This window comes from Sinorhizobium sp. CB7 (assembly GCF_041357635.1).
Classification (GTDB): Bacteria; Pseudomonadota; Alphaproteobacteria; order Rhizobiales; family Rhizobiaceae; genus Rhizobium.
The window spans coordinates 189,287-208,679 of the sequence record NZ_JAULLL010000002.1 but is presented as its reverse complement, the minus strand read 5'-3'; the positions used below and the strand labels follow the sequence as shown (position 1 = coordinate 208,679).

General features: G+C 58.8%; 16 protein-coding genes and 1 tRNA gene. 8 read left to right on the top strand and 9 right to left on the bottom strand.

Features of this window, described 5'->3' with window-relative positions:
- The first annotated feature begins 241 nt into the window (after positions 1 to 241).
- On the top strand, positions 242 to 793 hold the full coding sequence (locus AAE029_RS05145; RefSeq protein WP_371071728.1) for an NUDIX domain-containing protein: 552 nt from the start codon (positions 242 to 244) through the stop codon (positions 791 to 793).
- Positions 794 to 855: 62 nt separating this feature from the next.
- On the opposite strand, the gene AAE029_RS05140 is transcribed toward AAE029_RS05145, so the two are convergent.
- Complete coding sequence (locus AAE029_RS05140) at positions 856 to 1,104, bottom strand: hypothetical protein (RefSeq protein ID WP_371071727.1); 249 nt, start codon at positions 1,102 to 1,104, stop codon at positions 856 to 858.
- 290 nt (positions 1,105 to 1,394) lie between these two features.
- Here AAE029_RS05140 and AAE029_RS05135 point away from each other — a divergent pair, with 290 nt between their 5' ends.
- A complete protein-coding gene (locus tag AAE029_RS05135; protein ID WP_371071726.1) occupies positions 1,395 to 3,230 on the top strand; it encodes a methyl-accepting chemotaxis protein in 1,836 nt (611 codons plus the stop codon).
- A gap of 129 nt (positions 3,231 to 3,359) precedes the next feature.
- On the opposite strand, the gene AAE029_RS05130 is transcribed toward AAE029_RS05135, so the two are convergent.
- The 4 genes from AAE029_RS05130 to AAE029_RS05115 all read right to left on the bottom strand — a co-directional run bounded on the left by AAE029_RS05130 (position 3,360) and on the right by AAE029_RS05115 (position 9,454).
- Positions 3,360 to 4,409, bottom strand: a complete 1,050-nt coding sequence (locus AAE029_RS05130; RefSeq protein ID WP_371071725.1) for an HlyD family secretion protein — start codon at positions 4,407 to 4,409, stop codon at positions 3,360 to 3,362.
- A gap of 48 nt (positions 4,410 to 4,457) precedes the next feature.
- The gene (locus AAE029_RS05125; protein WP_371071724.1) at positions 4,458 to 5,639 is read right to left on the bottom strand and encodes an ABC transporter permease; all 1,182 of its coding nucleotides are present in this window, start codon (positions 5,637 to 5,639) and stop codon (positions 4,458 to 4,460) included.
- Between the two features lies 1 nt (position 5,640).
- Positions 5,641 to 8,394 (bottom strand): ribosome-associated ATPase/putative transporter RbbA, encoded by a 2,754-nt coding sequence (rbbA, locus tag AAE029_RS05120; protein ID WP_371071723.1) that lies wholly within the window; start codon positions 8,392 to 8,394, stop codon positions 5,641 to 5,643.
- Between the two features lie 250 nt (positions 8,395 to 8,644).
- On the bottom strand, positions 8,645 to 9,454 hold the full coding sequence (locus tag AAE029_RS05115) for a MerR family transcriptional regulator (protein ID WP_371071722.1): 810 nt from the start codon (positions 9,452 to 9,454) through the stop codon (positions 8,645 to 8,647).
- Between the two features lie 165 nt (positions 9,455 to 9,619).
- Between AAE029_RS05115 and AAE029_RS05110 the strand changes: the two genes are divergently transcribed.
- The 6 genes from AAE029_RS05110 (at position 9,620) to AAE029_RS05085 (ending at position 16,074) form a co-directional block, all read left to right on the top strand.
- Positions 9,620 to 10,900: a 4-aminobutyrate--2-oxoglutarate transaminase gene (locus AAE029_RS05110; RefSeq protein WP_371071721.1), complete on the top strand. Its 1,281-nt coding sequence runs from the start codon at positions 9,620 to 9,622 to the stop codon at positions 10,898 to 10,900.
- Positions 10,901 to 10,966: 66 nt separating this feature from the next.
- Positions 10,967 to 12,448 (top strand): NAD-dependent succinate-semialdehyde dehydrogenase, encoded by a 1,482-nt coding sequence (locus AAE029_RS05105; RefSeq protein WP_371071720.1) that lies wholly within the window; start codon positions 10,967 to 10,969, stop codon positions 12,446 to 12,448.
- 287 nt (positions 12,449 to 12,735) lie between these two features.
- On the top strand, positions 12,736 to 13,155 hold the full coding sequence (locus AAE029_RS05100) for a hypothetical protein (RefSeq protein WP_371071719.1): 420 nt from the start codon (positions 12,736 to 12,738) through the stop codon (positions 13,153 to 13,155).
- Positions 13,156 to 13,198: 43 nt separating this feature from the next.
- Entirely contained in the window at positions 13,199 to 13,633 is a 435-nt protein-coding gene (locus tag AAE029_RS05095) for a hypothetical protein (RefSeq protein ID WP_371071718.1), read from the top strand.
- 863 nt (positions 13,634 to 14,496) lie between these two features.
- Positions 14,497 to 15,708: a transporter substrate-binding domain-containing protein gene (locus AAE029_RS05090; protein ID WP_371071717.1), complete on the top strand. Its 1,212-nt coding sequence runs from the start codon at positions 14,497 to 14,499 to the stop codon at positions 15,706 to 15,708.
- Positions 15,709 to 15,831: 123 nt separating this feature from the next.
- Positions 15,832 to 16,074 (top strand): hypothetical protein, encoded by a 243-nt coding sequence (locus tag AAE029_RS05085; RefSeq protein WP_371071716.1) that lies wholly within the window; start codon positions 15,832 to 15,834, stop codon positions 16,072 to 16,074.
- Positions 16,075 to 16,319: 245 nt separating this feature from the next.
- Here AAE029_RS05085 and AAE029_RS05080 read toward each other — a convergent pair.
- The 4 genes from AAE029_RS05080 to AAE029_RS05065 all read right to left on the bottom strand — a co-directional run bounded on the left by AAE029_RS05080 (position 16,320) and on the right by AAE029_RS05065 (position 19,358).
- Positions 16,320 to 16,395 (bottom strand) — tRNA-Lys (locus AAE029_RS05080).
- Positions 16,396 to 16,521: 126 nt separating this feature from the next.
- Positions 16,522 to 17,439: a PhzF family phenazine biosynthesis protein gene (locus AAE029_RS05075; RefSeq protein ID WP_371071715.1), complete on the bottom strand. Its 918-nt coding sequence runs from the start codon at positions 17,437 to 17,439 to the stop codon at positions 16,522 to 16,524.
- Positions 17,440 to 17,511: 72 nt separating this feature from the next.
- Positions 17,512 to 18,252, bottom strand: a complete 741-nt coding sequence (locus tag AAE029_RS05070; RefSeq protein ID WP_371071714.1) for an NUDIX hydrolase — start codon at positions 18,250 to 18,252, stop codon at positions 17,512 to 17,514.
- A complete protein-coding gene (locus AAE029_RS05065) occupies positions 18,249 to 19,358 on the bottom strand; it encodes an endonuclease/exonuclease/phosphatase family protein (protein WP_371071713.1) in 1,110 nt (369 codons plus the stop codon). The genes AAE029_RS05070 and AAE029_RS05065 overlap by 4 nt, the downstream gene beginning before the upstream one ends.
- Between the last annotated feature and the right edge of the window lie 35 nt (positions 19,359 to 19,393).

The following is a 19,393-nucleotide window of genomic DNA, read 5'->3' as shown; positions in this document are numbered from 1 at the left end:
CGTTGACCACGGAGGAACTGGCAGCGGTTGTCGAGGTGAGTCAAGAAAGGCCGGAACGAATGTCGTCCCGGCCTTTTCCTTTGCTCTGAGCAAGAGCCTGTGCATATCATCTATCGTTGAGCGATACGGCCGGATTTGGTTTGTCGCGAACCAGGTTCGATAGTGATGTATATGATTTGAAAACCGGTTGACGTGCATGGGCAGCGCCAGTCATGGTCGAGGCATTTTATTGGGATTTGCAATGACGAAAGACAATGCGGACATCGTGACGGTGGCCAGCCGGGTGGTATATGAGAACCGCTGGATGAGAGTGCGCGAGGACAATATTCAGCGAAGCGACGGCTCGCCTGGCATCTACGGTGTTATAGAGAAGCCGGATTTCGTCATTATCCTACCGGTCCAGGACGGCATCGTGCACCTGGTGGAGCAATTTCGCTATCCGATCAAACGCCGGCTATGGGAACTGCCGCAAGGTAGCTGGCAGGGCATCCCCAATGCCGATCCCGAGGATCTGGCACGCGGCGAACTTGAGGAGGAAACCGGCCTGATCGCCGGCAGGATTCACGCGATAGGCGAACTCTATCCGCTCTATGGGATGGTTACCCAGAAAGGCCGTGTTTTCTTTGCAACCGAACTGCAGTCGGGCAAGCGCCGACCGGACCCTGAGGAACAGGATCTTGTAACGCAGGCCTTCGAGCTATCCGCTGTCGAGGCAATGATTCTCAACGGTGAAATTCAGGACGCGGGCACAGTAGCCGCAATAGGACTGGCACGCCTAAGGAAATTGATCTGAGAAAAGACATATGAAGCGCTTACGCGAAGAAGCGCTCGTGGCTACTCGAGGATAATTCGGTCTCAGCTGCGGTGGTGGTGGTCTCGGTGGCTGCGCAGCCGGATGACACGCTGATCACGCTGGCCTTGGTTACAGACACCATCTCCATAGTCGCAGCCATTAAAATAACGCGGGTCCGTGTTGAGGCAGCCGCTCAGCAGCACACTGGCGAGCAGAATGACAGCGGTTGAAAAAACGGCTTTTGGCATGACCAGTTTTTCTCCTTCGGAGGGATATGTTGCCGACAAGCCGATTGGGCAAGCCATCTTCATGAAATCGCCTCGGGAAGTTGGTCCGCCATTTTGCCCATATCGACTTCGCTCACCGACGCACTGAGGACTGCTGTCCGCATTCGGACGCGTCTCGATTTCGCATTTAGATCCTCGGATACAAACCCCTGATAGAAGGCCGCGCAGGCCTTGCTATGTATCGTTTGTAAGCAGCACAGATAATCCAAGTATCGAAGGCGGGATCAAATAACGTTAAATATAAATTAGCAAATCAGGCGAATTCTTGCAGTTATCCGACCGGCGCGATCGCTCTTGTGGAAGAGGAGACCCGAATGAAACGCCCGAGTGTCAAGCAGGCACTAATTGCAGTTTTGTCCGTAATCTGTGTCTTCCTCGTCGTCTTGTCCTACACTTCGCTCAGCACGATTTCGACGCTGAATGGCAATACTCAGCAGATTGGTGGCTTTTGGACGAAGCGCCTCGTCACCGCCAGGGATATCAAGGGAAATTTCTCTGATCTGAAACTGGCTTATGCGCGCTCCCTGTTGGAGGCGACGCCAGAAAAGCGAGCTGCAGAAGCGAAGCTGGTCGACGATGCGAACACAGCCCTTGATCGCGCGATCGATGAATATGTGAAAGGCGTGCGCACTGAGCGAGGCCGCGAGTTGATCAACGAGGTCAAGTCTGAACTCGAAAAATACGGGAAGCTTGCCGCGCAAATGATCCGATTGCAGGATAGCGGAAAGAGCGCCGAGGCGATTAGCTTCTTTCGGCAGAATATGGAGCCGCAAGCTGATCTTATGAACAAGCAGATTGCGGACTTGGTGGCTTTCATTCTGGGGCAGACCGAAACATATGTGGCCACAAGCAGCGCCGCGGCCAGCTACGCGTTCACCGTGACAGCAGTGATTGCAACGCTCGCAATTCTCGTCGCTATAGCCGGGACCATGTTCACCGTTGTCGGTATCGCAAATCCGATCCGCCGGATCGCCTCGGCGATGAAGATCTTGTCCGACGGTGACCTGCAAAGCGAGATTCCCTATGCTGGCCGCGCCGACGAAATCGGCGCGATGGCGGGAGCTGTGGAAGTGTTCAGACAGAACGCCATCAACGTGCTTCGATTGGAGCAGGAAGCATCGATGTCACGGAGCCAGTCGGAAGCGGCTCGTGCGGCAGCACAGGAGCGTGCCGAGCGAGAAGCACAACAATTGCGGTTTGCGACGACAACGCTCGGCGATGGATTGAGACGCTTGGCCGGCGGCGACGTCTCTTTCCAGCTGGCGGAGCCATTCGCTGCGGAGTACGAGCGATTGCGTGAGGATTTCAATGCCTCGCTCAAACAGCTCGGTACGACGATCGGCGCTGTACTGCAGACGGTGCGCAGCATCGACAACGGAACAAGCGAAATCGCTTTGGGCGCGCAAGATCTGTCTAAACGTACGGAGCAGCAGGCCGCCTCTCTGGAGGAGACGGCGGCAGCCCTCGATGAGATCACCGCCAATGTTGCGACGGCCTCCAAGCGCACCGACGAGGCTCGCAATGTCGCACAGGTGGCCAATGTCAATGCAGAGCGCTCCGCTTCGGTCGTATCTCAGACCGAACAGGCGATGCGGCGAATTGAGGAAAGCTCAGAGCAGATCTCCAACATCATTGGCGTAATCGACGAAATCGCTTTCCAGACCAACCTTCTGGCGCTGAACGCTGGCGTCGAGGCCGCCCGAGCAGGAGAAGCCGGCAAAGGCTTTGCGGTTGTCGCTCAGGAGGTTCGCGAGCTTGCTCAACGCGCTGCAAAAGCGGCGAAGGAGATCAAGGGGCTCATTGAAAAGTCCTCTGCCGAAGTCGGCACCGGCGTGAAGCTGGTTCTTGAGACTGGCCAGTCGCTGAAGTCGATCGGCGAGCACGTGTCCCAGATCAATCAGCTGATGGTGGCGATTGCGACGTCTGCGCGTGAGCAGTCTACCGGCCTTGCCGAGATCAACGCCGCCGTCAATCAGATGGATCAATCAACTCAGCAGAATGCAGCGATGGTCGAGCAATCCACGGCGGCGGCCGCGTCCTTGTCGACTGAGGCGAGCAGGCTGCGCGATCTAGTCAACCAGTTTCGTCTCGACAGCCAAACCGCGCAATTGGATGCACTTAGAGGTACCATGCGGATCATGGCGGCATAGTTGACGATCAAATGTGCGCGGCGTTGTGGATGAGCAGCTTCGACCTAAAAGCCGGATGATCGGGAGGACCTACCGGCTATTGATCAGAAAGTGCGAGGCGATTTTCGTTCGAGATTGATCTGCGGCGACCTACTTCGCCGGAAGCTTGACGACGAGATCGCTGGGCCATGATCTTGTTGCATCTGTTCGCACGAAGCCCATGCCGCGCACACCAGTCTTGACCTGCCTGTGATACGCCTCCAGCACGTCGGGATCGATCTGCAGCCTGACGCGGAACATCAATTTTTCGCGCTCGTCAGCCGTCTCAACGCTTTTCGGAGTGAATTGTGCATCGGCAGAGACGAAGCTGATCGTCGCTGGAACGACATATTGCGGCGCAGGATCGAAAATGACGCGGGCCTCATCCCCAAGCGCGAGCATTCCGGCCTGCGCTGCCGGGAGAAAGATCGTCATATAGACATCGGTCAGGTCCAGAATGGTCAGAATCCGGGCACCTGCGGAGACCACTTCGCCCTCTCTCAGGAGTAGGTATTGCACGCGTCCGCTTCGCGGCGCCACGAGTACTAGGTCCACAAGGATTGCTTCGATCCTGTCCACCTCGGCCTCGGATGTCTTGATGGCGAACTGTGCGCTGTCGCGCTGTGCTGCCGCAGCCTTGAGAGCAGCCTCCGCCGAGGCGACGGCCGCGATGCGCTGATCCAGGACCTGCTTCGCGAGAACACCGCGCGCCGAAAGCTGCTTGCCGCGGTCGAGATCGATATTGGCAAGCTGCAGATCGCTGATGCGCTGCGCGATCAGGGCTTCGGCTTCCGCCAAAGACTGCTTGGCGACGAGCACCTGCGCCTGGGCGCTCCGCAATTGCGCCTCGGTCTCTGGCGAAGAAAGGCGTCCGATGACCTGGCCGGCCGTGACCTCGTCGCCTTCCCGGACTTTCATTTCGACCACCCTGCCCGCATATTTGGCGGCGACGTCCACCTGGGTGGCCTCTACCCTGCCGTTGGATTTCACAATGCCGTCGGGCATCGCGGTTCCGCGCAAGCGGTCGATGAGAGAGCGGAGCCGTGACTGGGCATAGGCCTCGGAGACAAAGACCCCTCGCGGCGAGAAGCCGTTCGGCGAAAGGCCGCTGAAAAGGAAGACTGCAGTGGCAAGGATCAACGCGCCTGGACGAACGTGCATCTCAATCTCCTTTATCGATAGAGCGGGTTCCAGATGGAACGCATGGGGTCAGTCTCCGAAGATGACACGTCGGAAACGCCCGAGCGCGAAAGTGAAGTATACGGCAGCGATGGTTGCAACCGCCAGCAGTTGCGGCCACACGATCTGGAAGCCCGAACCGCGATAAAGCACCGCCTGCGAGAAGGCGACAAAATGCGGTGTGGGGCTTATGATGAGCATCACGTACTGAAGCCAGACCGGCATACTCTCCATGGGTGTACTGCTGCCGGAGAGAAGCTGCATGATGACAAGGACCGGAATGGCGAGAAGCCCGAACTGTCCCATGGTGGCCGCAACGGTTCCCAGCATGATGCCGAGCGTCGCGACCGAGAAGGCATAGAGGGTGGTGCCGGCGAGAAAGAGCAGCAGCGAGCCTGCGATCGGCACATTGAGCAGTCCCTCCACGATCAACACGAGCGACAGCGCCGCGCCGACGAGAATGACGAGCCCATTGGCGAAGATTTTCGCGAGCATGATCTCAGCCGGCACAATGGGCATGACGAGAAGATGCTCGACAGTGCCTTGCTCCCGTTCGCGAATGAGCGCGGCTCCCGTCAGGATCACCGTAAGAAGCGTGATGCTGTTGATGACCTGCATCACCGAGGTGAACCAGGTGGAGGTCAGGTTGGGATTGAATTTCGAGCGTATGACCACGTTCACCGGCAGGGTCGACGCCGCCTCGGACCGCGCCACGAAATTCGCCACCTCCTGAGCGACGATGTTCTGGATGTAGCCCGCGCCGTTGCCCGCCTGCGTCATCGCGGTCGCATCGACGTTCAATTGCACCGAAGTCTGCCGGCCCGACAGGATGTCGGACTGGAAGGAAGGTGGGATCTCCAGCACGAAAACGAGCCTTCCATGGTCCATTTCCGGATCGATGTCGGACGCAGCTATCGTGATGACGCGCTTGAACAGCGGTGGATTGAAAGCGTTAAAAATCTGGCGCGACAGACTGGAATGATCTTCGTCCACGATTCCGACGGTAAGATCCTTCGCCTCCGTCGAAGCGCCTGTGGAGACCGTGTAAACGGCGACGGTGAAGGAATAGACGACCAGGATGAGCATGACGGGATCGCCGCGGATGCTTCTCAGTTCCTTGACGAACAGCCGGTAGATGTTGACGAGATGGAGGAACAGCCCCGAATGCCTCCGGGAAGAGACGTCGGCGGGCGCGGAAGGTTCCTGTGGCATCTCAGACCTCCTGCTTCCGGACGATGAGCTGCGAAACGATCATGAAGAGCACGGCGAAGCCGGCAAGAACCAGAAGATTGCCGTAGAGCTCCGCAAAACCCAGGCCCTTGGTGAAGGCGCCGACGCTGATCGGCTGATACCACGCCGGCGGAAAGCCGAGGCCGATAAGGCGGGCGCCTCCGGAAAGCGAGGACACCGGCACCAGGAGGCCGGAGAAGTTCACCGCCGGCACGATCGAGAGAATCGCGGTCGCAAAGACTGCTGAAACCTGCGTGCGCGTGAAAGTCGATATGAACTGCCCGAACCCGGTCGTCGCAGCGGTGTAGAGGAGTGTCCCGAGGACGAGGACGCCGACGGAACCCCGGATGGGCACTCCGAAGACGAAGATCGACAGCGCCACCAGAAGGATGAAACTGATCATTGCAACGCCGATATAGGGAAGCTGCTTGCCGAGCAGGAATTCGAACTTGGTGATCGGAGTCGACCGGAAATTGGCGATCGAGCCTGTCTCCTTTTCCCGCACGACTGCAACGGCAGACATGATGGCCGGAATGAGGATCAGCATCAGCATGATCACGCCGGGCACCATGGCATTGACGCTTTGAAAGGACTGGTTGTAGCGAAACCGCGTTTCGAAATCGACAGTGGTGGCGGCATTGACGGTTGCGGCCGAGCTCTCCCGGGAAGCAATCTCCTGTCCAAATTGCGTCATCAGCTGGGTTACATAGCCTCTTGTCGTTTCCGCGCGAAACGGCATGGCGCCGTCGAGCTGCACGGAAATCTCAGGAACCCGGCCGCCCTTGAGATCGCGTCCGAAGCCCGGGGGAATTTCGATTGCGAGTTGCAGTTCGCCGCTCCTGAAGCGCTGATCGAGCTCCGCCGTCGTCGTGATCGGCTGCCGCTCTTCGAAATATCGCGAGCTGGAGAAAGCCTCGATGACCTGCCGGCTCTCCGGCGTATCGTCCTGATCGAAGGCGGCAAAGCGCAGGTTCTCCACATCGAAGGAAATACCGAAGCCGAAGGCGATCATCAGGATGAGCGGACCGAGAAAGGCGAAGGTAAGACGGATCGGATCGCGAAGCAGTTCCATCGTTTCGCGCCGCGCATAGGCCCAGAGCCGGCGTGGATCGAAGCGGCGCACTGGCTGCAGTGGTTCTACTGCCAGACCGGTCTGCTCGCCGGCGGCCGGTGCGGGGGCCTCCACCCTCTCGGTGCGCTCTATGCCCGCCGCCTCCGCCAGATAATCCACGAAGGTGTCTTCCAGCGAGGAGCTCCTGCGTTCGCGGACGAGATCTTCAGGGGTGCCGAGAGCGAGCACCTTGCCGGCATGCATCAGCGAAATGCGATCGCAGCGCTCCGCCTCGTTCATGAAGTGAGTAGAAATGAAGATAGTCACGCCGTCGTCGCGCGAAAGATCGATCAGCGTCTGCCAGAAGGCGTCGCGGGCGATCGGATCGACGCCCGAGGTCGGCTCGTCCAGGATGAGCATGGACGGCCGATGAAGAACAGCGACCGCAAGCTGCAGACGCTGCTTGATTCCAAGGGCCAGGCTCTCCGGCCGGGCATCTACCACATCTTCGAGATCGTAGCGCTTGAGCAACTCCGCGATGCGGGGCTCGACCTCGTCGCTCGGCAGATGATAGAGCTGCGCGTGCAGATCCAGGTTCTGCCGGACAGTGAGCTCGTTGTAGAGCGAGAACGCCTGCGACATGTAGCCGACGTTGCGGCGCATCTCCATATCATTCTTACCCATCGGCGTCCCGAAGAGCTTCGCCCAGCCCTCAGTGGCAGGCAGCAGGCCGGTGAGCATCTTCATCGTCGTCGACTTGCCGCAGCCGTTGGAGCCGAGAAATCCGAAAATCTCGCCGCGTCCGATGCGCATGCTTACATGGTCGACGGCGACGAAATCGCCGAACTTTCGGGTGAGCCCCTCGGCTTCGATGGCAGGCACATCGTCACCGCTCGTCGTGCGTGGGCGGACAATAACCTTCTGGTGCCGGGCGCGCTTCTCTTCGGGCAGCAGCGCGATGAAGGCCGCTTCGAGCGAGGTTTCGCCCGCCTTCGCCAGCACTTCGGATGTTGGCCCGGCGGCGATGATCTTTCCGTCATCCATCGCGGCGAGCCAGTCGAATCCCTGTGCCTCGTCCATATATGCGGTGGCAATCAGCACGCTCATATTGGGGCGGCGCCCGCGAATGGTGTTGATGAGGTCCCAAAACTGGCCGCGCGACAGCGGGTCGACGCCGGTCGTCGGCTCGTCCAGGATGAGAAGGTCCGGATCATGGATCAAGGCGCAGCAGAGGCTAAGCTTCTGCTTCATCCCGCCGGAGAGCTTGCCGGCCGGCCGGTCCTCGAACGGATCGAGGCTGGTCGCCTTCAGAAGCTCGTCAATCCGTCGGCGACGCTCCGCCTCGCCCTGCCCGAACAGGCGCCCGTGGAAATCGATATTCTCAAACACGCTGAGCGTCGGGTAGAGATTGCGGCCGAGCCCCTGAGGCATATAGGCAATGCGTCCGCTGTGAAGGGTGCGATGGGCCTTGTCGGCCATATCGCCGCCGAATACCGTGACCTTGCCCTGCTGAATGATCCGCACGCCGGCGATGAGAGCAAGGAGCGTGGATTTTCCGACGCCGTCCGGCCCGATGATGCCGACCATGCGACCGGCCGGAAGCGCGATCGACACATTGTTGAGCGCATTGATTTTTCCGTAGCGATGGGACAGGTCTTCTATCGTGGCGATAATCTCTTCGGCCATCAGTCAACCTCTGCCAACAGTCAGCAGAGGGCCTTCGAGGCTTGAAGCTGAAAGAGCACACCCGTTGCTCCCCGTGCCGCCCCGGACGACCCGTCCGCTTTGCTTACTCTACCCTTCGTTTTAACACGCAAAGGTTTTCAATGCATGCGTCAGGGAACGACCTGCGGGACTTTCAACCGATAGTCATCTTGTGTCATTGACCCTTGTCAAAGACGAGCCAGGCTATAGGCGCAGATCACAATCGTCCGCGTCAGAACGTCGGTGGCGTGTTGATCCAGAGAAGCACCGTCTCTCCATCATGACGATTGCGCCATGAATGATAACGACGGCTTTCGAAATAGAGAGAGTCGCCGGGGCCAAGGTCGAAGAACTGGTCGTTGTCGAGCACCAGTTCCAACCGGCCGGACAGCACATGCATGAACTCCTCGCCCTCATGACGATAGGCGCCTTCGCTTGCCGCACCCGGCGCGAGCACAAAACGGTGGCAATCCATCATGCGCCGGCCTTCAGCCAAAAGCTGTACGGTGACTCCAGGCGTCGTTTCGGGCCATGTGCGCCATTCGCCAGAGCGGACGAGCGCTGGCACATATTCATCCTCCTCGCCGGAGAGGCGGGAAACCGTGGTGCCATAATATTCGGCCAGCTCGTGCAGGGTCTTGAAGCTCACGCCCTGCGAGGTCCGCTCCAGCGTGGAGAGAGTCGACGCCGTGATCCCGACATCACCGGCAACCTGATCCAGCGTCTTTCCGGCGGCATGCCGCAGGCTGCGCAGCTTGCGGCCGACGCCGGAATCAGCGCTTGCCTCCGGGCCGTCGGCCGCCGGCTCTTCACTTTCCAATGCCTCGCGGATCGCCGCCGGATTTAGGCCGCGTTCGATACGATACCAGGAAATGCGTTTCAGCCGCGCCACGTCATCGGCGCTATATTGCCGATGTCCCGTTTCAGACCGGCCTGGAACGACGAGGCCCTGGCTTTCCCAAAGGCGCAACGTCGAGGCCGAAACACCGGCCAGACGCGCCGCTTCAGCCACCTTGTAGCGTACCGGGCCGTGATCACTCATTCGCCAATCAATCCCTGATTCAGTCTTTGGAAGATCCATCAAAAGCAGTGATGTTTGAAGCAAAAAATCAAACTTGATTTCCTACAGGAAAAATGTAGGACTTTTATAAATATCCTACAGAAGTTCTGCAAGATATTTCCAATCCTTTCAGCGCAGGAGCGCAAGATGAACGCGATTACCCTTACGGACAGGAAGAATGCGGCAATTTCCCGCGGCGTCGGCATGACGACGCAGATTTACGCTGAACGTGCGGAAAATGCCGAGATCTGGGACAAAGAGGGTCGTCGCTATATCGATTTCGCGGCTGGTATCGCCGTCCTGAACACTGGCCATCGCCACCCGAAGATTATTGCCGCGGTCAAGGACCAGCTCGACCATTTTACCCATACCTGCCATCAGGTCGTGCCCTATGAGAGCTACGTTCATCTCGCCGAGCGACTGAACCGGGTCACGCCCGGCAATTTCGCGAAGAAGACCATCTTCGTGACGACAGGTGCGGAAGCGGTCGAGAATGCGGTGAAGATCGCCCGCGCCGCCACGGGCCGTTCCGCCGTGATCGCCTTCGGTGGCGGCTTTCACGGCCGCACCTTCATGGGCATGGCGCTGACCGGCAAGGTCGTGCCTTACAAAGTCGGCTTCGGGGCCATGCCGGGCGATGTCTTCCATGTTCCCTTCCCGGTCGAACTGCATGGCACAACCCCGGATCAGTCCCTTGCGGCGCTAAAGAAGCTCTTTGCCGCGGACGTCGATCCGCAGCGTGTCGCGGCGATCATCATCGAGCCGGTGCAGGGTGAAGGCGGCTTCTATCCGGCGCCGATCTCCTTCATGAAGTCGCTTCGCGAAATCTGCGACCAGCACGGCATCCTATTGATCGCCGACGAAGTGCAGACCGGCTTTGCCCGCACCGGTCAGATGTTTGCGATGGACCATCACGAGGTCGCGCCGGATCTGATGACGATGGCGAAAAGCCTTGCCGGCGGTTTCCCGCTTGCCGCCGTCACCGGTCGCGCCGAAGTCATGGACGCCCCCGGCCCCGGCGGGCTCGGCGGCACCTATGGCGGCAATCCGCTCGGCATCGCCGCCGCCCATGCCGTCCTCGACGTCATCGAGGAGGAAGGCCTCTGCGACCGCGCCAACCAGCTCGGCAACCGCCTCAAGCAGCGGCTGCAATCGCTGCGCGACAGAGTGCCGGAAATCGTCGATATCCGCGGCCCCGGCTTCATGAATGCCGTCGAGTTCAACGACAGGGTCACCAAGCTGCCGAGCGCCGAATTCGCCAACAAGGTCCGCCTGATCGCGCTGGAAAAGGGGCTGATCCTGCTCACCTGCGGCGTTCACGGCAACGTCATCCGCTTCCTCTCGCCGATCACGATCCAGGACGACGTCTTCGGCGAGGCGCTCGATATCCTCGAAGCTTCGCTCGTCGAGGCAAGCGCCGGCAGGTAAGCAAAGCAATTCAAATCGTGATGACCGTCAGTCAATGGCGGCCGCTTCTTCCATGGAGAATAAGACATGGCATTCACCACTGCATTGACCAAACACGTCGCCTTCTCTTCGCCCTTCCTGCGCGATGTCGGCTATATCGACGGCGCCTGGACGGCGGGCAATGCGACGAAGACCTTCGACGTCGTCAATCCCGCGACCGGCGAAGTGCTCGCCTCGCTGCCCGATATGGGCGCCGATGAAACCCGCGTCGCGATCGACGCCGCCTATGCCGCTCAGCCCGCCTGGGCCGCTCGCCCGGCCAAGGAACGCAGCGCTATTCTGCGCAAGTGGGCCGATCTCATGGTCGCCAATGCCGACGACCTTGGGGCGATCCTGACGGCCGAAATGGGCAAGCCCTTCCCGGAAGCGCGCGGCGAGATCCTCTATGCCGCCGCCTACATCGAATGGTTTGCCGAAGAGGCCAAGCGCATCTACGGCGAGACGATCCCCGCAGCGACCACTGACAAGCGCATGGTCGTCATCAGGCAGCCGGTCGGCGTCGTCGGCACGATCACGCCCTGGAACTTTCCGGCGGCAATGATCACCCGCAAAATCGCCCCTGCCCTTGCCGTTGGTTGCACGGTCGTCTCCAAGCCCGCCGAGCAGACACCGCTTTCGGCGCTCGCCCTTGCAGTCCTCGCCGAGCAGGCGGGCGTACCGGCTGGCGCATTCAACGTCATCGTCGGGCTCGACGGTCCGGCGATCGGCAAGGAACTCTGCGGCAACGAGAAGGTGCGCAAGATCAGCTTCACCGGCTCGACCGAAGTCGGCCGCATCCTGATGCGCCAGTGCGCCGATCAGATCAAGAAGGTCAGCCTGGAACTCGGCGGCAACGCTCCCTTCATCGTCTTCGACGACGCCGATCTCGATGCCGCCGTTGAGGGAGCGATCGCTTCCAAGTATCGCAACGCCGGACAGACCTGCGTCTGCGCCAACCGGCTCTATGTGCAGTCGAACGTCTATGACGCCTTTGCCGCCAAACTTGCCGCCAAGGTGGAAAACATGAAGGTCGGCGATGGCTTCAAGGCCGATGTGACGATCGGACCGCTGATCGACGAACAGGGTCTCGCCAAGGTCTCCGACCACGTCAGCGATGCGCTCTCCAAGGGCGCCAGGATCCTGACTGGCGGCAAGCGCATCGACGGCGCCGGTACCTTCTTTGCGCCGACGGTTCTGACCGGCGTCGACCGGACAATGAAGGTCGCGCGCGAGGAAACCTTCGGCCCGGTCGCACCGCTCTTCCGCTTCGACACGGTCGAAGACGTAATCCGGCAGGCAAACGACACCGAATTCGGCCTCGCCGCCTACTTCTTTGCCGGCGACCTCAAGAAGGTCTGGCGCGTGGCGGAAGCGCTCGAATATGGGATGATCGGTATCAACACCGGCATCATCTCCGCCGAGACGGCACCCTTCGGCGGCATCAAACAATCCGGCCTCGGCCGCGAAGGCTCGCGCCACGGCGTCGACGACTACCTGGAAATGAAATACCTCTGCATGGGCAATGTCTGAGCAGACGTCGGCAATCACGGGCGACTGAAAGCTTGCCCGTTGGCCGGCCCTCGAATGGATCGGGGCCGGTCGCCCTCGGAAGTGCATCGAGCCATGGGGTCGCTCTGCCTCGTGCTGCTCAACAGCGCGGCTCAGAAGAATCGAAACCAAAAAGGCTCCGCTGAGTGGCAGAGAGGGCGGCATGAGCCCGCCCTTCCTCCCAGTTTTCATTTGAAACTTGCACCTCGACACAATTTTGGCGTGAAACTTCAAGAGAAAGAGCGCTCATATTGCCGGGAGCTCGGTCTTTGGTCAAAATATTCGCCCTCCTTGTTGCCGTTCTCACCTTGCTTTTCCAATATGTAACAGCAGCCTCGGCTGAGGAACCGCCGATAGAACGGACGGTGCGCTATGCTGTTCTCATGGAAAACGCCGATCCGTTCTTTGCCGAGGTGAGGTGCAGGACTGATCGCCGTTGCGAGCTGGTCGATCATAAAAATCCAGATATCCAGCTGTCACTTGAGGACGGATATATGAGCGGCAAATTGCGGCTGAGCGCATCTTGCAACGGCTTGTCCCATTGCTTTGTTTCGCCGGAGGCTAACACAATCGATCTTCGGCAAGGAGGGAACCTGCTCAAGTTTGGACTGTCGGAAGGCCCTCATCCAGGACGTCATGCCGTTTTGCTAAACAGTCGCCTCATAGGGCAAATCATCATCGCCTATTGAGATTCGAGAACCGCAGAGGTCCAATAGTTGGGAGGAAAGTGGCTTGTTTCGTTATCTCTGGGGCGCAATATTAGCTTGCGTGCCGCTCGTTGCCGCCAATGCTGAATCTCCAAATTTTTGCAGAAACAGTTTCAAGCCTAATGAACCAATCGAGTCGCGCTTCATGGGACTTGAGTACGCGCTGACCATGCATGTCCTCGCGGAGAGATATTGCAGGGCAGAGCCGAAGCCGATGCGTCCACGATTTTTGGGATATATCGAGAAGCAAGGGTGTGGTCCAGGTACTGAGATATACACAGATGTTGAGAAAGCTATCGCAAAAATGGAGGGCGCTAGCCTGAAGCTGCTCGCTCAAGATGGAAACCCAAAGTTAACAATGTCCAACAAACAGGTACAGAAATGGGCATCGACTGCTGCGAAAGAGTTTGGAGGATGCGACGCGCTGAAAAAGGCTCACGACGCCGAGCTTGAACAGTAACCGCCCAGCGTGACTGCGGTACTACTGACCGCTAAGGCCGAATGCTGCCCCTACGCTGTTGGCGTTTGCTCCCTAGCCTAGAAAAACATTTGTGAACTAATGACCATAGAGGGCGATTGATGGAGGCGGTTGAGTCTAGCCAGGTTTATGCATTTGGGATGGACGGAGGCGCGAGTACCTCTGGGGATTGGGTAATCTATTTTACCGAAGCTCAAACTGCACCAGGAGTTCTGCACCAGGAGTTCCCCTGGTTATTACGCTTATGGCGAATTAACATCAGTATGGCGTTCCAAAACCTGAGCATTACAAATCCCCAGTCACACCATCCAGAGGCAATAGGGCATAAATAAAGGTATTTTGAAATTGAAAAATTGGCCAAAGGAAGTGAAAGTCTCTGCTCTTATGGCTTATTTGCGCGCCTATTTCTGCGGCACTCATGATTTTCAGCATTAAGAACACCAGCTCGAATCACCTCGGATAGGATTTCATTATTCCGATGTTTGTATTTGGCGGTGCGTCAGGGTTTCTCGCGCTCGAGTTGCGCGCATATTACTCTGATGGCATTGGTTTTTGGAGTGAGTGGCGACATATTGTTGAAAAGCGCTATTTAGACGAACGCGATTAAGGTCTGAAAAATGGCTGAGCCAAATAAAGTTGGCGGAGGCACTTAGCAGATGGCCCGCTTTGCGGCGGGCTTTGCTGGTCATACGTGATCCTGCGCTGCGGAATGATGCGTACGCCGTCGAGCAAGGCAAGAAGCGCGGATTTCCGACGCCATCCGGCCCGATGCATTTATTCTACCATTCGTTTTATTAGATAAATTCTTTAAAGGCATGCGTCGGTTCGGCTTCGAAGGTTGGAGCATGATGGTGAGAGGGCATCGCACTGGAAACGGCCAGCATCAGGGAATGCCGATCCTTTGTTTCATTGTCGTCGCGTTCGGGATCATTGTCGCGGCTTCGCTTTTCTCCGGGGCCGCCGCGCAGGAAAGCAGTGCGGCTCAGGACCCGGCCGCCGCCGGGCAGGATGCCGCGAGCCCCACGCTCGCCCGTGATTTCTCCAAGGATTTTCCAGACCGCGAACTCGTCGTAGGCACCAAGGAGGCGCCGCCTTTCGCGATGAAGGAGCCGGACGGAACCTGGACCGGCATCTCGATTGATTTATGGCGGCAGATTGCAGACAAACTTGGGCTGAAATATCGGCTCGCGGAGGAGCCGACTGTACAGAGCCTCGTAGAGGCGACCGCGCGCAACAGCTACGACCTCTCAATCGCGGCGATTACGATTACCGCGGAGCGAGAGCGGAATATCGACTTCTCCCAACCCTTTTACGACACGGGCCTCGGCATCGCGGTGTCGACCAGGAGCTTTTCGGTGTGGCATGAGATCATCCGCACCTTGACGTCGTTCGGCTTCCTGCAGGCAGCACTCGCTCTCATCGGCATTTCGCTTTTGGTGGGCGTGCTCATTTGGATTTTCGAACACCGCCACAACGAAGATTTCGGCGGCGCCGCCGGCAGAGGGCTCGGCGCCAGCATCTGGTGGTCGGCAGAAGTAATGACTCAGGCCAGTACCGGACATAGAGGCCCGAAGACCCTGGCAGGGCGGATGCTTGCAATCATCTGGATGGTCGTCTCCATCATCACGCTCGCCGTGTTTACGGCAAGCGTCACTTCCGCGCTGACCACGCGCCAGATCCGTGGACTTGTGGAGGGCGTCGACGACCTGCCGAAAGTGCGCGTCGGCGCGCTTGCCGGTTCTGCGACGACGGGATTTCTCAACGGACAACGCATCAAGCACCGCGAATTTGCGAGCCTGCAGGATGGTTTGCGGGCGGTGGAAAATGGTAGCATCGACGCATTCGTCTACGATAAACCATTGCTCGCCTGGATTACCGCGCAGCAATTCTCCAGCACGATAAAGATCCTTGACGGGGTCTTCGATCCGCAAAGCTACGGCGTGGCGATGCCGAGAGGAAGTCCCTATCGCAAAGCAATCGACATCGCTCTGCTCGAGACGATACACGACAGAAGCTGGGACCAGGCGCTCTTCCGGTATCTCGGAGAGAAGAGGTGAAGGCGCGCCGATGGGCATGCGTTTCATTGCCCTGCTTGGGCACTTTGAACTCTTCACATTGCAATTGTATCCTGAGGTTCGACTCATTGCGTGTCTCAGGTAATTAGAGAAAAGGCGATACCAATGAAGCGCATGTTTTTTCTGGGCGCTGCGCTATGTGCGGTCGCGGCGCTAGCCGGCTGTCGCAGTGCGACTCCTGATGCCGACGTGAAACGGTCGGAAATTCCCGCGGGGAGTGCAACGGTGAGAGCCGGCATGCTCGACGCGAAGCGGCAGCAACAAAAACAAGAGCGGCCGCTCAACAATTTCCAGACCAGTTGCCGCCCAACGAACGGCACTTTTCATTGCCAGACCACGTCGAACTGAGCATCGATCATGGGTGGCTAACACGGGTATCAGCGGCCCGGCGCGCTTTTGGTGTAGGCGCACCGGCCACAGTCTGGAAGGACCTCGAGTCGATCCTTGATGCTCACTATCTGGGCGGCAAAATCGAGCTCGCCGAGCAAGCCATCTTAAAGCTGCAACAGCATCAGTCGTGAACAGATTTTGCAACCCCAAGGCAGATTTCTAAAAACTGCCTTTTCCAAACTGCCCGTAAGTCGCTGATTTTATGGTGGGTGATGTAGGGCTCGAACCTACGACCCGCTGATTAAGAGTCAGCTGCTCTACCAACTGAGCTAATCACCCGTTCGCGCTGTCTGCGCGGTGTGACCGGGCGTATAAACAGGATCGTCTTCATTGTCCAGCGGCATGGTGAAATTTCTTTGGTTAATCGTCAAAAAAATTTCAAAACCGCCGGAAAGGCCAATGAAATCAGAGATCCAGCTCGCCCGAGGCGATGCGAACCGCCTGCCCGCCGATGCGCGCGTTCGAGATCGTTCCGCCGTCGACATCGATATGGAGGTGGATCAGAGACGGCCGTCCCATCTCGACGCCCTGCTCCACTACGATCGGAAAATGGCCATCCGGCAGGCGGTCGAAATGGTGGATCGCGCCCGAGAGGGCCGCAACCGCCGAGCCCGTCGCCGGATCCTCGACGAGACCCATGCCGGATGCGAACATGCGGGCGTGAAACTTTGCCACGTGATTGATAGCGCCGCGACAGTAAATGTAGGCGGAGGCCAATGCGCCGTCGACGAAGGGGACGGTCTTTTCCCAGAGCTGCGGATCGAATTCCATCCGCTCGCAGCATCCGACATCGTGCACCGGCACAAGAAGGAAAGGAACGCCGGCGCTCCAGATCGAAGGGACGTGGTTTTCGAAGCCGATCTCGCTGACCTTCAGGCCCAGCGCATTGGCGATGTCCGCCTTGTCGAGCGGCAAGGTGATCTGATGCGACTTTCTTGGCAGGTCGAATTCGGCAAAGCTCGGATGCCGCTGACGCAGCCGCACGGCACAGCGCACCGGCCCTACTCTTTCCTCCAGAACGGAAACGAGATCGATGTCTCCGCCGCGCGTGCTGTGCGCGCGTTCCGCCAATGCGATCGCCGTCCCGACCGTCGGGTGACCGGCGAAGGGCAATTCGCGCCCTGGCGTGAAAATTCTGAGGCTCGCCGTATGGGCCGGATTTTGCGAGGGGACCACGAAGACTGTCTCCGACAGGTTCATCTCTTTCGCGATTGCCTGCATCGCATCATCGCTCAGGCCGTCGCCGTCGAAGATCACCGCGAGCGGGTTGCCCGCCAGTTTGCTGCCGGTGAACACATCATAGACCCCGTAGCTGCGTGCCACGCCCTACCCTCCTTGAATCGGTCATGGAAACGTCAACCTGCCCGACCGTGCGCTGGAGTGCAAGGCGATAAGTCAGCGCTCTCTGCCGAAGTACCAATCGATAACGGGCAGCATGGCCACATTGTAGGGATGGGCACTGTGGTCGGCTGAACGTATGGCGACCGCTCCGGCAATTTCCTTGTCTTCGGCAACAAGCATATGCCGCTCGATCCGTTCGATCAGTTCCTGCGCCGTCAGGTCGAAACGAAAAAGCCTGAAGATGGTGACAACGCGCTGATACTGGGTGGCGAAATAGCCTTCTCCCGCAACCGCATCCCGCAGATCGAGGCCCGTCTCTTCCAAAACCTCGCGGCGCATATTGCCCTCAATGTCGCATCGTCCGTCGACGACATCGATTTCCTCGAGCGAGCCTGCCGCGAAATAGACCTGCCCGGCATTGACTGTATGCGCGCCCATGCGGATTGCGACCAGCGCACCATCGCAGGCTTCAAGCACGGGATAGGCAAAGAGGTGAAAGCCGTCTCTTCGCTGGGCCTGTTTCCGCCACCACATGAAGGTGGAAAATGGAATGACATAGCCTTCGCCGAGGATACCCTTTTCACTTATCGAGAGCCGGTGCTGAAGGATCATGCGCCCGTCGAAGAGCGCGGGATTGGCAGCAATCTCCCTCGCCCAGTTCTCCCGCGCAGCGGGCTTCTGGGTCTCATGAAAGGGATGCTCGCCGTCCAGGATCCGCAAATCGATATGCGTGACGGGAAAGACGGTGCGCTCCGGCGGCCATCCGGCGGAATGATCGGAGAGTTCAAAAGTCATATGAGATCCAATGTCATGACAACGGGGCAATGGTCGGATGCTTTCGGACGATCCCACCCGGTCCGCGGATAGCGCTCGACTTCCTGCCCGGGCGGAAACACCGTGCGGTAAGGTTGCCCGCCACGGATGACGTCGGGCACCTGCGTCGCGTTGACGCGTGCGAGTGCCGGCGAAAGCCAGAGATAATCGAGCTGGCAGAGCCATTGTTCCTCCGGACCGCGCGCGTGGTAGAGCGTCCAGCGATCGAGAGGATCGCGGCGGCGCATGACGTTTTCCGCAAAACCGTCATGGCTGAAGACGTCGAGTGCGCTTTCCGTCTCGTCCTGGTGCTCGAAGCGATATCCGCTGCGGCGGTTGCCGATCACGTCGACGCGTTCCTGATAGTCGTTCATGTCGCCGCAGATGACGAAGTTCTTTTTGGCAGCATGTTCGACGCCGAAGCGCTGCTCGATGATGCGGCGCACTGCGCGCGCCTCGGCGATGCGAATGGCCATTGTGGACTGGCGTCCGTCGAGCCCTTCCCTCGGACTGCCCATCGATTTGAAATGCACCACATAGAGCGTCAGCGGCACGCCGCCGATGCGCAGGTCGATTTCCAGGCAATCGCGCTTGAAGATCTTGTCGTCCGGAAGAGCTGTCAAGGCCAGATCGTCGTTGAAAAGGTCAAGATCACGATAGGTCAGCGGCGCATGGCTCTTGATGTCCCGAAGTTCGATCTTCTGCCCGTCATGCGTCTCCTCACGCATGAGCACGGCAACATCGATACCGCGGCTGTCATTGCCCTCGACCAGATATTTCTGCCGATAGCCGCTGCCGACCATGCGGAAGAGATAGCCGTATTCGAAGGCCTGCAGGGCGGCCATGTTGTCGACTTCCTGCAGACAGAGGATATCGGCGGCCGCGTCGGCGATGGCAAGCGCCGTCATCTGACGGGTATCGTCGGTCGAGGCGATCACACGCGCCTGTTCGAGTTGCTGATAGACGCCCTCGCTCTGCACTTCGAAGAGCTTGATCACGCGATCCTGGCGCAATTGATTGCGGAAACCGGTGAAGTCAAAACGGGTCATCAGGTTTTCGACATTGAAGGTGGCGAGGCGAAGCGACATGCGGAATTTCCTGATGGCATCGATGATTCTATCTA